The sequence below is a fragment of the Frankia sp. BMG5.23 genome (assembly GCF_000685765.2).
In the GTDB taxonomy this organism is placed as follows: Bacteria; Actinomycetota; Actinomycetes; order Frankiales; family Frankiaceae; genus Frankia; species Frankia casuarinae.
On record NZ_JDWE01000009.1, the window covers coordinates 1 to 14384 of the forward strand.

Sequence of the window (14384 nt, forward strand, 5' to 3'; positions counted from 1 at the left end):
TACCCGTTCCTGACCACCTACGGGCCGACGACGACGTTCGCGGTCGTCCGCGACCTGGTGAGCCCGGAGTTGTTCGCCTGCGCGGCCGACGCCGCGCGGGCGTGTGGCGGCCATTCCGAGAACGTGCTCAGGAAGGCGCTGAACGTCCTGACCGCGATCGTGATCCATACCGGTGGCAGCCTGAACGAGGTGACCACAGGCGACCTCCTCGCGTTCCAGTCAGCCACGGCGCCCAGCCGCGGCCGCAAGATCAAAATCCGGATAAGTCGGGCCGTGGGACCTGCCCCCGGCCTGGTTCGACCAACTCGCCCCCGGCGGTACGCTCGTGGTCCCGCTGCACTGGCGGGGCCAGGCCCGCAGTGTCGCCTTCGCCCGTCAGGACACCCATCTCCGGGCGGAAAGCAGCCAGCTCTGCGGGTTCATTCCCATGATCGGTATCGTGTCGACCGGCGAGCAGACCGGCACGATCACTGACAACGTGGACCTGTGCTGGGATGCCGACCAGAACATCGCCCCGGCCGCCCTGCACGAGATGTTCACTGGACCGAGACCACCGCGTGGTCCGGCGCCTCCGTCGTCGCCAACGAGCCGTTTGACCACATCTGGCTGTGGCTGACCGCCACCTCACCCGGCACCTGCCGCATCGCAACTGAAATCTTCGCTGGCAACCGACACCCGGGATCACCGTCGACATCCGCGATCAACCGGAAAGTTCACGCAGTGCGGCAGCGTAGCCACGCAGAGCCTCGATCTGCTGGGTCAGTCGGGCCAGGTCCGGCGAAGACGCGACCACCGTGCCCACGACCTCGCTGGCCGCTGCCAGCAGGTCGTCCAGAGTGGCCACCGACGCCGACATTTCGGCCACCAGGTCCTTCCTCGTCGCCAGGATCTCGGCTCGTCGAGCGGGATACGTCACCGCTCGGGCCGCCCTTTCACACGCGACGACCCGCATGGCGGTGACCCGCAGCCCGTCCACCAGATCGGCGGCGCCGGCCACGGCCGCCCGCACCGGGCCGCGGGCGGCGCCGGGAGCAAGCGTCCGGGCCATCGCGACGAGCGCCGCCAGACCCGCCTCGCCACGGCGCAACGGCTCGGCGGCCGCCGAGTGCCGCAACGCCCAGGGAGGCGGAGCGGGAGCGCTCGGCAGGGCGAACCCGCGGTCCTCCCGCCGGATGACGGCCGTCTCCCAGCCCGCGAGACCCGCCCTGATGATCGCCGCAGCGCCCACGACCAGCCAACCCCAACCGTCCACGACGGCGGCGACCGGCGTCACCGAGGCCACGGCGATCCATCCGAAGGCGGTCACCGCCGCCCGACGACGCGCCCACCGGACGCCACGCCCGGCGCGCCGTTCGGTCCGCAGCAACGACCGGCGTTCGACATCGGCACGCACCCAGTCCGGCAACGCCGGCCGCAGTGCCCCGCCCGGCGCCCCGTCCCAACCCGGCCAGCCGGTCACGGCCGGTCCGCCATCCGACTCACGGCGTCCCACCGCCGGTGGGCTTGGCCGCGGAACCAGGCGACGCCGCGGAACCAGGCGACGCCGCGGAACCAGGCGACGCCGCGGAACCAGGCGACGCCGCGGAACCAGGCGACGCCGCGGAATCGGGCGATGCGGCGGAACCGCCCGCGCCAGCGGGAAGCTGGCCCCCGGCCGCCATGTCACCGCGCAACTCGGCGAGGCGGGAGGAGGCCCGGGCGTCCATGGTCGCGCGCCGCACCTCGATCATCCGCGCCTCCATCCCCTGGGAGGCGAGCTCGTGACGCCCAAGAGCGACCGCGTAGCGCTGCTCGACCTTGTCGCGGATCTCCCCGAGGGTGGGCGTGTCCCCCGCCGGGGCGAGCGAGGACATCCCCTCCATCGCCTTGGTCATCTGCTCCTGCATGGCGGCGTGCTCGATCTGTGTCAGCAGGCGGGCACGCTCGGCGAGATGGCGTTGCATCCGCACGGTGTTGTCCTCGACCGCGGTTCGGGCCTGCTGGGCGGACGCGGCGGCCTGGCGGTGCAGGTTCTTCAGGTCCTCCAGCGATGCTTCCGCCGAGACCAGCTGGCTGGCGAATGCCTGGGCCGTCTCCTCGTACCCGGCCGCGGTGACCAGGTCACCGGCCGCTCGCGCGTTGTCAGCCAGCAGCAACGAGGACCGGGCGGACTCGGTGAGGTTCGCGACCTCGTCCACCTGGCGTGCCATGCGCATCTCCAGCTGACGCTGGTTACCCACGACGAGCGCCGCCTGCTGGACCAGCGCCTCGTGCTGCTGCCGGGCCTCCATGATGGCCTGGTCGATCTGCACCCGCGGGTCGGCCTTCTCGTCGAACTTCCGGTTCGCCGAGGCCGACAGATAGCGGTAGATCTTGCGGACGACATTCGCCATACATCGATCGTCGCACGCCGGAGCCGCGGCGGTTACCCCGCGGCGGACTCAGACGGGCGGCTGCAGCGCCGTGCGGCCGCGTCCCGCGCAGACCAGACACGTCCGGCAGGCCGGCACAAAGCCGCCGCGCATGGTGGCGAAGACCACCAGCAGCTCGCCCAATCCGTTGCAGCTCTTGCACACCTGGACCAGCCGGCACTCCGACCAGCCGTCGTCGTCCTCCGGCCACGCGGGGGTATTCACGTGATCTTCTTTCCCTGCGGGCCATGCCCGGGAGTCCGCCCGGGAACGACGATCGACACCAACCTGCGCCACGAGAACTATCTCGGGATAGTCGCGGAGGGGTCCGCCAGCCGCCACCAGACAACCCTTTTCGGGGGAGGGCCCTTTCGGGGAGGGCAAACCGCCACCGGCGCGGGACTCACACCATCGCCTGGAACATCCAGTGCTGCTCCTCCAGGTCGTGGACGATCTCGATGATCAGGTTCTGGGTGACCGGGTCGGCCTTCTCGGTCGCGTCCATGCGGGTACGCATCCTCGTGACCACCCCGGCGAGGACCTCGGTTGTCTGCCGGATCACCTTCTCATCCGGGATGTACCCCACCTCCACTCCCGGCAGGTGGGTGCTTCGGGCGACCGTCGAGGACTGACCGTCCGGGTTGACCCCGATCGCGACGGCACGTTCGGCGGTGGCGTCCGCGTAACGACGCGCCAGATCGACAACCTCGTCGAGTTGGCGATGCACACTACGGAAGGTGCGCCCGGTGACGTTCCAGTGCAGCTGCTTGGCGGACAGGGACAGGTCGATCAGGTCGATCAACGTGCCCTGGAGGGCCTCACCGGTGACACTTCGTGCCCCGTCGGACAGCGGGCTGCGGATGGCACTCATACTCGACCTCTCTCACGCCGGAGACATCTGCTCCCTGCGGCGTGCCCCGTGAAGAGATCCGTATGCGACCAGAACACCCGACGTCCAGAACGCCCCGACGTCCAGCACAGCCCGACGTCCAGCACAGCCCGACGTCCAGCACAGCCCGACATCGCGAACGAGACACACATCGAGACCTACCTCATCGGGACCTACATCACGAACGGAGCGCACGTCATGAACGGAGCAGACCCCGAACGTGAACGGGACAGCCGACGTGGCAGGACACCGGAAGACGCCGGACGCGCAACTCAGGCCGCCCGGTCGACGACCGCGGCGCGGGCGGGAACCACCACGGTGGGCGCGCCGACCCGCGCGGCGACCGCCAGTTCGGCGAGTTCGAGATCCTCACTCACCTCGCGCAGCAGGTCCGCGAGCCGTACTCCCAGTGCGTCACAGATGGCGGCGAGCAACTCGGAGCTGGCCTCCTTCTGCCCACGCTCGACTTCCGAGAGGTAGCCGAGCGACACCCGTGCCGCCGACGACACCTCCCGAAGCGTGCGGTGCTGATCCTGACGGCGGCGGCGCAACGCCTCGCCGAGCATGCGTCGGAGCAGGACCATCGAGCCTCCTCCTTCGTCCGCGGGATGCGTTCACCGTATACCCACCGCCGCGACCATCGGGCCCTCGTTGACGGGACTGTAACTGTGTAAGCACCTCAGATCCGGTGATTGGTCTCGCGCATCAGGGTGCGCCGTCTCCGGTTGTGGTCATCTCGCTGTTCGGCAGCCCGGCGAGCATCCGACGCACCAGGTCCAGCGCGGACACCACCGCGTAGGTGCGGATGCGCGGCCGGTCCCCGGGCAGCCGTACCGACCGGGTGACGGTGCCGTCCGGTCCGGCCAGGCCGATATGCAGCGTTCCGACCGGTTTGTCCTCCTGCGGCTGCGGGCCCGCGACTCCCGTGGTGGCCAACCCGTAGGTGGCGCCCAGCCGGGACCGGACCCCCGCCGCCATCGCGGCGGCCGTCCTCGACGACACCGCGCCCTCGGCGGCCAACAGCCCCTCGTCGACACCGAGCGCCGACGCCTTGACCTCCGTGGCGTAGGAGACGATGCCGCCACGGAACGCGGCGCTCGCACCGGGGACGTCGGTCAGCCGCCCGGCGAGCAGCCCCCCGGTGATGGACTCCGCGACGGCCAGCGTCGCCGACCGCTGGACGAGCAGCCCCAGGACCACGCCTTCGAGGGAGTCGTCCGCACCGCCGTACACCCCGGCGCCCAGTGCGGTCCGGGCCGCGGTCTCCACCGGTGCGATCAGCATCTCGGCCTCGGCCCGATCCCGGGCCCGGGCCGTGATACGCACCCGGGTCTGGCCACCACTGGCCAGGAACGCGATGCGCGGATTGCCGATCCGGGCAAGCCGGTCGACCTCGTCCGCGAGGGCCTCGGCGACGGCCGACTCCCACATGCCCGCCGTGCGCAGCACCCGGTGGACGACCACCGCGGGCTGCCCGGCCCGGCGCAGGATGTCGGGCAGCACGCTGGCGGTGAACATGCCGTTCATCTCGAACGGCACACCGGGCATCGCGTAGACGACGCCAGTCCCGATCTCCATCCGTATCCCCGGGGCTGTTCCGGTGCCGTTCGGCAGCGGTTGTGCCCCCTCGGGCAGGTCCGCCTGCCGGTAGTTCATCTGGGGCACGCGCCGGCCACCGTCACCGCGGCCCATGTCCCGGAACCGTCGCCGCAGCATCGACTCCAGGAAGTCGTCCCGGCGCAGGCCGACGCCGGCCGCGGCGGCGATGCCCTCGCGGGTCAGGTCGTCCTGGGTGGGACCGAGCCCTCCGGTCATGATGACGACGTCAGCCCGGTCCAGTGCCACCCGGATCGCCGTGGCGATCATGTCGATGTCGTCACCGACGACCGTTGACGTCGTGACGGTCACTCCGACGTCGGCCAGCTGCCGACCCAACCAGGCCGCGTTGCCGTTGACGATGTCGCCGTAGAGAAGTTCGTCCCCCACCGCCAGCAGCTCAGCGCGCATCGGTCCGCCCCTCCGTCTTCCTGATGGTCGGTCCGGCCGCCGTCGACGGGTCGGACCCGGCCGGCCCCGCCATCCGGTGGCGCACCGAGGGGCCGGTGCCGGGCGAGAGGCCGGTGGATGGTGCGCCCCTCGGCGGGGTGACACCGCCGGAATCCCGCGAGGCCCGCCGCCGCAGCGTGAGAGCTCGACAGACGTAATCGATCCCGGTGACCATGGCGACCACCACGCCGGCCGCGAGAATCACGGCCCGGCTCGTGGCGGCAACGCCCGCCAGCGGAAGCACGTAGAGACCGATCGCGACGTTCAGCAGCAGGGTCTTGGCCTTGCCCCCACGGCTCGCCGCGATCACCCCGAAGCGGATCACCCACAAGCGCAGGAGGGTGACACCGACCTCCCGCAGGAGGATCAGTGCGGTGACCGGCCAGGGCAGCTCGCCGAGCACGGACAGCGAGATCAACGCGGCACCGGTCAGCGCCTTGTCGGCGATCGGATCGACCAGGATGCCGAAGTCGGTGACGAGGTGCCAGCGGCGGGCGATGGAGCCGTCGATCTGGTCGGTCATCGCGGCCACCGCATAGGCGCCGAAGGCGGCGTACCGCCAGGTGTGACCGTCGGGCCCGGCGAACAGGAAGACCACGAAGACCGGCACCAACACCAGCCGCGTGATCGTCAGCAGGTTGGCGACGTTGACCACCGGGGCCGCGGGGACCACCGGGGCAGAAACGGGCTCCGCGGGGAGCGGCGACGGCCCTTCGCCGCGCTCCCCCTGGCGTCGGCGCCCGACGCCGTCACGTCCCATCCGCGACGCCCCGGCCCACGAGGGCCGCCGCCCGGTCCGGCGTCGGCCGCGCGACCGCAGCCGTGGGACGGGCCCGATCGAGCACCGCGATGAACTCCGCGATCAGATCGACACCCTCGGTGGCGACCACCCGGGCCTCGACGAGATCCCCCACCCCGACGAGATCCCCCACCCCGAGGCGCTCCGGCCCGTCATCCGCCGCGCCGCCCGGGGACAGTCGCACGACGCACCCGCCGTCGACCTCCGCCTGCTGGTGGGCGGCGCAGCCGGTGGCCAGACCACCGGCGACCTCCTCCACCAGGACCTGTACCCGGGAGCCGATCCGCGCGTCCGCCCGGGCGGCGGTCAGCTGCTCGACGAGGTCGGTGACGCGTACCCGGCGGCGCTCGATCAGCTCATCGGGGATCTTGTCTGTCAGCCCGGCGGCCTCGGTACCCTCCTCGTCGGAGTAGCCGAACACGCCGACGGCGTCGAGCTCGGCGGCCTCGAGGAACTCCGCGAGGATGTCGACATCCTCGGGGGTCTCCCCCGGGAACCCGACGATGACGTTGGATCGCGCCCCCAGCTCGGGCGCCAGCGCGCGGGCGCGGGCGAGCAGGTCGAGGAAGTGCCCACTGCCACCGAAGCGGCGCATCCGGCGCAGCACCGGCGGGCTCGCGTGCTGGAAGGACAGATCGAGATAGGGCGCGAGGCCCGGAGTGGTCAGCAGCACCTCGAGCAGCGACGGACGCATCTCGGCGGGCTGCAGGTAGACCGTGCGCACCCGGACGATGCCCGACACCGCCGCGAGTTGCGGCAGCAGCTTCTCCAGCGCGCGCAGATCCCCGAGGTCCTTGCCGTAGGAGGTGGAGTTCTCGCTGACCAGGACCAGCTCGCGGGCACCCTGACCGGCCAGCCATTCGGCCTCGGCGAGCACGTCGTCGGGTGACCGCGAGACGTGGGAGCCGCGGAACGACGGGATCGCGCAGAAGGCGCAGCGCCGGTCACACCCGCTGGAGATCTTCAGGACGGCGACCGGCCCGGTCGTTAACCGCCGGCGCAGCGGAACGGCTCCGGTGGACACCGCGGCCGGCGGGAGAGCGGGGGCGGCCCGGTCCACCGGGGTGATCGGCAGCATCGTCCGCCGGTCACGCGGGGAGTGCGCGGGCACCGGGGTACCGGCCAGCACGGCCGCGAGGTGCGTGGCGATGTTCGGATAGGCATCGAATCCGAGGACCGCGTCCGCCTCGGGCAGGCTCTCGGCGAGCTCGGTTCCGTAACGCTCGGCCAGGCAGCCCACGGCCACCACCGCGCGCGGACCCGGGCCGGCGCCGTCCGCGGGACCGGACGGACCGCCACCGGCCCGCAGGCCGTCCGCCGCAAGCAGAGCGTCGATGGAGTCCTTCTTCGCCGCGTCGACGAATCCACAGGTGTTGACGAGCACGGCGTCGGCGTCGGCGGCGTCGGAGACGAGCTCCCACCCGTCCGCGCCGAGCCGGGCGGCCAGCTCCTCCGAATCCACCTCGTTCCGGGAACAACCGAGCGTGATCAGAGCTACCCGGCGATGGAGGCGTGTGGACACCAGGTCAGGCTACCGGGACCGGCGCGGGCGGTGGCGCGGCCACGAGACCGCTACGCTGTTCGTCGCCGACCTCGCAGGCGCCGGAGGCTGCGGCGCTCACCCGGATCGTCACGACCTGCCCGAGCCCGCCCGGCGCCCCGAGGCTCCTGCCGTTGCACGACACATCGACCGCACCGGCATTGCCCACCCTGATGTGCAGGGCCCCCGACGCCGTCACCGTCCGGCTGTCGCCGGACTGCAGGAGCTGGGAGAGCAGGACATGCTCGGCGTCGTCGCGCACCTCCAGCCAGCTCTGCGCGTCGCGTACCGTCAGGACGACGTTCACCCCTGTCGGCGCGGGCGTGGTCACGCTGGGAGCGGCCGGGCTCGTCGAGACCGGCGGGACGCTCACGGTCGGAGTGAGCCCCACGGCCCCTCCCGGCCCCGGCGCGGCCCTGTCGTCCGAGGAACCGGAGGAACCTGGCAGCAGCAACGCGAGAGCCGCGATGACGCACACCACGACCAGCGAAACGATCATTGCCGGACCCCACCGGAACCCGCCGCGCCGCCGGCGGGACCCCCCGCGCAGCGGATCGAACTCGGCCGAGGGGATAATCACCAATGGGCCGGTGTGGTGCTCGTGCGAGGCGTCGTAAGCCGCCAGCACCCGCCCGGGATCGAGCCCGAGGGTGGTGGCGATGCTGCGCAGATGCCCGCGGGCATACACCGTGCCGCCGCACTGCGAGAAGTCGTCCCGCTCGATCTGATCGATCAGACCCGCCCTGACCCGGGTGCGCTCGCTGACCTGGGAGACCGTGAGACCGCGGTCACGCCGCGCCGCGGCCAGGATGGACCCGACGCTGTCCCGCGGCTGCGGATCGTCCGCGGACTGCATGAGCGAACCTCCGCAACCGTCTTTTCCGCCTACCGTGGGCGCGAGGCCTTCAGTTTACGGTGCGTCCCCCGGCGCTGAAAGCGGGGACATTCCACCGGAGGCTTCCTCATCCGTTACGCAGGGTTGTGAGCAAACCCTCCAACTCGTCCGGCATGACCAGCACGTCACGCGCCTTCGATCCCTCACTTGCGCCGACGATGCCCCGGCTCTCCATCAGGTCCATCAGCCGCCCGGCCTTCGCGAACCCGACCCGCAGCTTGCGCTGCAACATCGAGGTGGAGCCGAACTGCGTGCTCACCACGAGCTCGACGGCCTGCAGGAAGAGCTGCAGATCGTCTCCGATCTCCTCGTCGATCTCCTTCCTGGCCTCGCCGCCGGCGTCGAACACGTCCTCCCGGAACGCCGCCGGCGCCTGTTCCTTCGTGTGGTCGACGATGGCCGCGATCTCATCCTCGGAAACGAAGGCACCCTGGATACGGGCGGGTTTACCCGCTCCCATCGGCAGGAAGAGCGCGTCCCCCAGGCCGACGAGCTTCTCCGCGCCGGCCTGGTCGAGGATCGTCCGGCTGTCCGCCAACGACGCTGTCGCGAAGGCGAGCCGGGACGGCACGTTCGCCTTGATCAGGCCGGTCACCACGTCGACGGAGGGCCGCTGGGTGGCGAGCACCAGGTGGATGCCCACCGCCCGGGCCATGGCGGTGATCCGGCAGATGGCGTCCTCGACGTCGCGCGGCGCCACCATCATCAGGTCGGCGAGCTCGTCGACGATGGCCAGGATGTAGGGGTAGGGCACGTAGACACGTTCGGATCCCGGCGGGGCGGCGATCTCGCCGTTACGCACTTTGCGGTTGAAGTCGTCGACGTGACGCACCCCGCACGCGGCCAGGTCCTCGTACCGGTTCTCCATCTCCTTCACGACCCATTGCAACGCATCGGCCGCCTTTTTGGGATTCGTGATGATCGGCGTGATCAGATGGGGAATACCCTGATAGTTCGTCAGCTCGACCCGCTTGGGGTCCACCAGCACCATGCGCACCTGGTCAGGGGTGGCCCGGGCCAGCACCGAGGTGATGAGGGTGTTGATACACGTCGACTTGCCGGCTCCGGTCGCCCCGGCGATGAGGATGTGCGGCATCTTGGCCAGGTTGGCGAGCACGTAGCCGCCCTCGATGTCCTTGCCGAGACCGACAACCAGCGGATGCGGGTTACCGATCGCCTCCCCGCTGCGCAGGACGTCGCCGAGCGACACCAACTCCCGGTCGGTGTTGGGAATCTCGATACCGACCGCGCTCTTGCCCGGGATCGGACTGATGATCCGCACGTCCGGGCTCTTCACCGCGTACGCGATGTTCTTCGTGAGCTGGATGATCCGCTCGACCTTGACCGCGGCACCGAGCTCGACCTCGTAGCGGGTCACCGTCGGTCCCCGGGTGAAGCCGGTGACCTGGGCGTCCACTTTGAACTGGGCGAACACGTCGGTCAGCGAGGCAATCACCCCGTCGGTCGCGGCCGAGCGGACCTTGGGCGGCGTACCGGAACGCAGCAGGGTCGGCGACGGCAGCCGGTAGTCACCGTCGGTCGGGGGGACCAGATGCTCGATCTCGCCGCCGAAGTCCGCGGAACCCGGACCGGGGACGCCGGTCGCGGTGTCCGCCGCACCCGCGGTCACCCGGGCTGTCCGGGCCCGGGCCCTGCGCTGCGACCCGGGCGGTGCGGCCCCCGCTACCGGTTCCCCGCCACCGGCGGCCGCACCGCCCGGGTCGGGGGCCGTGGTCACGTAGCCGGTGTCCGCCTCCGGGCCGGCGAGCTCGCCGAACAGGTCGAGGGCGAGATCCCCGGCGGGCGGCCCGGCGGCATCGGCGGCATCGGCGGCATCGCCATCACCCGGGGACGTTCCCCCAGGCGGGGTCGCCCGACCACCACGCCGACGCCGACCCCTACCCGCCCCGGCCGCCCCGGCTGCGAGCAGGCCGTCGGACAGCTCCGAATCGTCCTCGGGGTCGTCGCGGAAGTCCGCGTCCGCGTCGTACTCGCCGGCATCCCGGGCGGGACCGCGCACCCCGATGGTGAGCCGATCAACGAGTTCACCGAGCCGCTCGGGCACCTGGCGGACAGGGGTCGCCGTGATGACGAGAACGCCGAAGAACGTCAGCAGCAGCAACAGCGGAACGGCGACGTACGGCGTCACCGCGCTCGCCAGCGGGAGGCCACCGAGCAGCCCGACGACGCCACCGGCCGCCCGCATCCGGGCGACGCCGTCCGAGAAGTCGGGCAGGCCACGGGCGATGTGCACCATGCCGAGCAGACCGACGGCGACCGCCGTCCACCCGATCACCACCCGGCCCCGGCTATCCGGATCGGTCGGGGACCGGACCAGCCGCCACGCGGCGCCCAGGCCGAACAGCGGCAGTACCCAGGCGCCGGCGCCGACCAGCAGCTCCAGGATCGCGGCCACATACCTCCCCAGCGGCCCGGCGGCGGAGAACCACACCGAGGCGCCGGCCAGGATCGCCCCGCCGAACGCGGTCAGGCCGAGCCCGTCACGCCGGTGCCCTGGATCGATGTGCAGCTCACGGGCGCCCCGACCGGCCCGGCGCAGCACGGTGCCCAGCGCCGTCGCCGCGCCCATCCACAGCCGGTAGACGCTCTTGACGACTGTCTGGCCGATCAGCAGCGACAGCGGGGGGCGACTCGCCCGCGCCGGTGGACGGGCCGGTGTCCTACCGCGGCCGGCCGCGCGGGAGCTGCCCGACCGGCCAGAGCCGCCCGACCGGCCAGCCGCCGTCGATGCGCGTGCCTTGCCGCCCTGACCGCCGCCTCGCGAGGTACCTTCACCCCGCGAGGTGCCTTGACGCCCACCACCGCCCCTCGGCCGGGACGTGGCCGTCTCCGTCTGCGCACGCGTCCGCGCGCCACTGGTCCGTGTGGCCACCGTCGAAACGGTACACACGAGCGTGCCCGAGTACTGGCAACCCCGACGAACCGGGCGCGCCGCAACGCCTCAGACCTCGAGAACCACCGGAACGATCATCGGACGGCGCCGGTAGTTCTCGTTGACCCAGCGACCGACCGTACGCCGCACGAGCTGCTGCAGGGCCGTCAGATCGTTCATCCCGGTGCGCATCGCGTCCACCAGCCCGTCGCTGACCAGTTTGGAGACGGAGTCGAAGGCGCCCGGCGCATCGGAGAAGCCGCGGGCGGAGAGATCCGGGCCGACGACGACCTTGCCCGCCGCGGCGTCCACCACGACGGTGATCGTGATGAAACCCTCCTCGCCGAGGATCCGGCGGTCCTTCAGGCTCGGCTCACCGACGTCCCCGACCGCGGCGCCGTCAACGTAGACATAGCCGCAGGGAACAACGCCGGTGATCCGCGCCCGGCCGTCAAGCAGGTCGATGACCATGCCGTCCTCGGCGAGCACTACGTGGTCCGGGGGCACCCCGGTCGCCTCGGCGAGCTTGGCATGGGCCCGCAGGTGCCGCCATTCGCCGTGGACCGGCATGACGTTGGACGGCCTGGTGGCGTTCAGAACGTAGAGCAACTCGCCCGCCGGGGCGTGACCCGAGGTGTGCACCTTCGCCACGCCCTTGTGAACGACCTTGGCGCCGTAGCGGGTCAGCCCGTTGATCACCCGGAACACCGCGTTCTCGTTGCCGGGGATGAGGCTGGAAGCGAGCACGACCGTGTCGCCGGCCTGGATGCGGATCTGGTGATCCCGGTTGGCCATCCGGGACAGGGCCGAGAGCGGCTCCCCCTGGGAGCCCGTGGAGATCAGGCAGATGTTGCGGTCCGGCAGCGCGTCCACGTCCCGGGCGTCGACGATCAGACCCGGTGGCACCCGCAGCAACCCGAGGTCGCGGGCCACTCCCATGTTGCGGACCATCGACCTGCCCACGAAGCAGACCGACCGGCCGTGCTCCTCGGCCGCGTCGAGCACCTGCTGCACCCGGTGCACATGGCTGGCGAAGCAGGCGATGATGATCCGGCGGGTCGCCTCGCGGAAGACTCCGTCGAGCACCGGGGCGATCTCCCGCTCGGAGGTGACGAACCCGGGCACCTCGGCGTTGGTCGAGTCGGACAGCAGCAGGTCCACACCCTCGCGGCCGAGCCGCGCGAAGCCCCCCAGGTCGGTCAGCCGGCCGTCGAGCGGCAGCTGGTCCATCTTGAAGTCGCCGGTGTGCAGGACGAGCCCGGCCTCGGTGCGGATGGCCACGGCCACGGCGTCCGGGATGGAGTGGTTGACCGCGAAGAACTCGCACTCGAACGGCCCGAAGGCGTGCCGCTCCTCCTCCCGGATCTCCTGAGTGACCGCCTTGACGCGGTGCTCGGCGAGCTTCGCGTTCATCAGCGCCAGGGTGAGCCGGGTGCCGATCAGCGGGATGTCACGCCGTTCCCGCAGCAGGTAGGGCACCGCCCCGATGTGATCCTCGTGTGCGTGGGTGAGGATCACCGCCTCGATGTCGTCGAGGCGATCCCGGATGGCGGTGAAGTCGGGCAGGATCAGGTCGATCCCCGGCTGGACGTCCTCCGGGAACAACACCCCGCAGTCCACGATCAGCAGCCGGCCGGCGTGTTCGAAGACGGTCATGTTGCGACCGATCTCCCCAACCCCACCGAGCGGGATGATCCGAAGGCCGTCCGCGCGCAGCGGCGGCGGCGGGCCGAGGTCGGGATGCGGATGGCTCATGAGACCTCACCCGCCGCGGCGACGGCCAGCCCGACGGACGACCCGGACCCGGACGACCCGGACCCGGACGAGGCGCCGGCCGGCGCGCCCCGCCCCCCGGCCTCGACGCCGCCAGGCGCGCCCGGCGGCCCGGCGGCGTCGAGGAGCGCCTCGGCGAGGTCCGCCCGCAGCCGCGCGACCTCGGCGGGAGTGGCGTCCACCAACGGTGGCCGGACCGGCCCCGCGGGCAGCCCGGCCAGCCGCAGCGCGGCCTTGGCCAGGATCACGCCCTGGGTGCGGAACATTCCTTCGTACGCGGGCAGCAAGCCCTGATGCAGCGCGATCGCCCGACCCACCTCACCGGCCCCGAAGGCCTCGATCATGGCACGGATCGCGGGTGCGGCCACGTGCCCGACAACACTGATGACTCCGCATGCCCCGATGGACAGCAACGGCAGATTGAGCGCGTCGGTGCCGGAGTAATACGCCAGACCGGTCCGCGCCAGCACCCAGGAGGATGCGGGCAGATCGTCCTTAGCGTCCTTGACCGCGACGATACGCGGGTGTTCGGCCAACCGCACCAAAGTCTCCGACGCCACCGGAACCCCGGTCCGGCCGGGGATGTCGTAGACGACGACCGGTAGCCCGGTCGCCTCGGCGACGGTGACGAAATGCCGCAGCAACCCGGCCTGCGGTGGCTTGTTGTAGTAGGGCGTCACGACGAGCAGGCCGTGCGCGCCCGCGGCTTCGGCGGCCCGCGCCAGTTCCACGCTGTGCGCGGTGTCACTCGTCCCGACACCGGAGATCACGCGGGCACGGCTTCCCACGGCCTCGACGACGACCCGCACCAGGCGGTCCTTCTCCTCGTCGGTGGTCGTCGGAGACTCCCCGGTGGTGCCGTTGACCACGAGCCCGTCGTTGCCGGCGTCCACCAGACGGCTCGCGAGCTGCGCGGCACCCGCCTCATCGAGACCGCCGTCCGCCCGGAACGGCGTGACCATCGCTGTGATCACGCGCCCGAACGGCGCCGGCGGCAACATTGACATACCGGTCACGCTAGACGGCACCTCCGACATCACCTCGGCGACCGACGTCACCCGCCGGACCGCCGAACCTCCACGTTCACTCCTCCGACACCGCCGGGCCGGCACCGGTCCATCCTCCGCCCACGCCGCCTTTCCCGCTCCGCCGGCCCGAG

13 protein-coding genes and 1 pseudogene are annotated in these 14384 nt (G+C 71.4%); 1 reads left to right on the forward strand and 13 read right to left on the reverse strand.

Features of this window, described 5'->3' with window-relative positions; genetic code table 11:
• Window positions 1-17 precede the first annotated feature (17 nt).
• Window positions 18-197: a hypothetical protein gene (locus BMG523DRAFT_RS06285; protein WP_035731370.1), complete on the reverse strand. Its 180-nt coding sequence runs from the start codon at window positions 195-197 to the stop codon at window positions 18-20.
• 83 nt (window positions 198-280) lie between these two features.
• On the opposite strand from BMG523DRAFT_RS06285, the gene BMG523DRAFT_RS27260 reads away from it, so the two are divergent.
• On the forward strand, window positions 281-616 hold the full coding sequence (locus tag BMG523DRAFT_RS27260) for a hypothetical protein (RefSeq protein ID WP_148214940.1): 336 nt from the start codon (window positions 281-283) through the stop codon (window positions 614-616).
• 84 nt (window positions 617-700) lie between these two features.
• Here BMG523DRAFT_RS27260 and BMG523DRAFT_RS06295 read toward each other — a convergent pair whose 3' ends face one another.
• From BMG523DRAFT_RS06295 to dapA, 12 genes and pseudogenes are all read right to left on the reverse strand, one after another.
• Window positions 701-1459 (reverse strand): hypothetical protein, encoded by a 759-nt coding sequence (locus tag BMG523DRAFT_RS06295; protein WP_011437910.1) that lies wholly within the window; start codon window positions 1457-1459, stop codon window positions 701-703.
• 19 nt (window positions 1460-1478) lie between these two features.
• A complete protein-coding gene (locus BMG523DRAFT_RS06300; protein ID WP_043590640.1) occupies window positions 1479-2372 on the reverse strand; it encodes a PspA/IM30 family protein in 894 nt (297 codons plus the stop codon).
• Window positions 2373-2420: 48 nt separating this feature from the next.
• On the reverse strand, window positions 2421-2615 hold the full coding sequence (locus tag BMG523DRAFT_RS06305; RefSeq protein ID WP_023840200.1) for a hypothetical protein: 195 nt from the start codon (window positions 2613-2615) through the stop codon (window positions 2421-2423).
• Between the two features lie 178 nt (window positions 2616-2793).
• Entirely contained in the window at window positions 2794-3261 is a 468-nt protein-coding gene (locus BMG523DRAFT_RS06310) for a Dps family protein (protein ID WP_011437912.1), read from the reverse strand.
• Window positions 3262-3614: 353 nt separating this feature from the next.
• Window positions 3615-3863: pseudogene (locus BMG523DRAFT_RS06315) on the reverse strand (helix-turn-helix domain-containing protein); the annotation flags it as partial.
• Window positions 3864-3984: 121 nt separating this feature from the next.
• On the reverse strand, window positions 3985-5286 hold the full coding sequence (locus tag BMG523DRAFT_RS06320; protein ID WP_011437914.1) for a competence/damage-inducible protein A: 1302 nt from the start codon (window positions 5284-5286) through the stop codon (window positions 3985-3987).
• Window positions 5276-6085 carry a CDP-alcohol phosphatidyltransferase family protein gene (locus BMG523DRAFT_RS06325; RefSeq protein WP_011437915.1) on the reverse strand — a complete coding sequence of 270 codons (810 nt, stop codon included), beginning with the start codon at window positions 6083-6085 and terminating at the stop codon, window positions 5276-5278. Before BMG523DRAFT_RS06325 ends, BMG523DRAFT_RS06320 begins: the two co-directional genes overlap by 11 nt.
• Window positions 6075-7646 carry a MiaB/RimO family radical SAM methylthiotransferase gene (locus BMG523DRAFT_RS06330; RefSeq protein ID WP_043590642.1) on the reverse strand — a complete coding sequence of 524 codons (1572 nt, stop codon included), beginning with the start codon at window positions 7644-7646 and terminating at the stop codon, window positions 6075-6077. Before BMG523DRAFT_RS06330 ends, BMG523DRAFT_RS06325 begins: the two co-directional genes overlap by 11 nt.
• Before the next feature lie 4 nt (window positions 7647-7650).
• A complete protein-coding gene (locus tag BMG523DRAFT_RS06335) occupies window positions 7651-8520 on the reverse strand; it encodes a helix-turn-helix domain-containing protein (RefSeq protein ID WP_043590643.1) in 870 nt (289 codons plus the stop codon).
• 106 nt (window positions 8521-8626) lie between these two features.
• Window positions 8627-11149 (reverse strand): DNA translocase FtsK, encoded by a 2523-nt coding sequence (locus BMG523DRAFT_RS06340; RefSeq protein ID WP_235462909.1) that lies wholly within the window; start codon window positions 11147-11149, stop codon window positions 8627-8629.
• A 372-nt stretch (window positions 11150-11521) separates the two neighbouring features.
• Window positions 11522-13207 carry a ribonuclease J gene (locus BMG523DRAFT_RS06345; protein WP_011437919.1) on the reverse strand — a complete coding sequence of 562 codons (1686 nt, stop codon included), beginning with the start codon at window positions 13205-13207 and terminating at the stop codon, window positions 11522-11524.
• Entirely contained in the window at window positions 13204-14262 is a 1059-nt protein-coding gene (gene dapA, locus BMG523DRAFT_RS06350; protein WP_011437920.1) for a 4-hydroxy-tetrahydrodipicolinate synthase, read from the reverse strand. Before dapA ends, BMG523DRAFT_RS06345 begins: the two co-directional genes overlap by 4 nt.
• Between the last annotated feature and the right edge of the window lie 122 nt (window positions 14263-14384).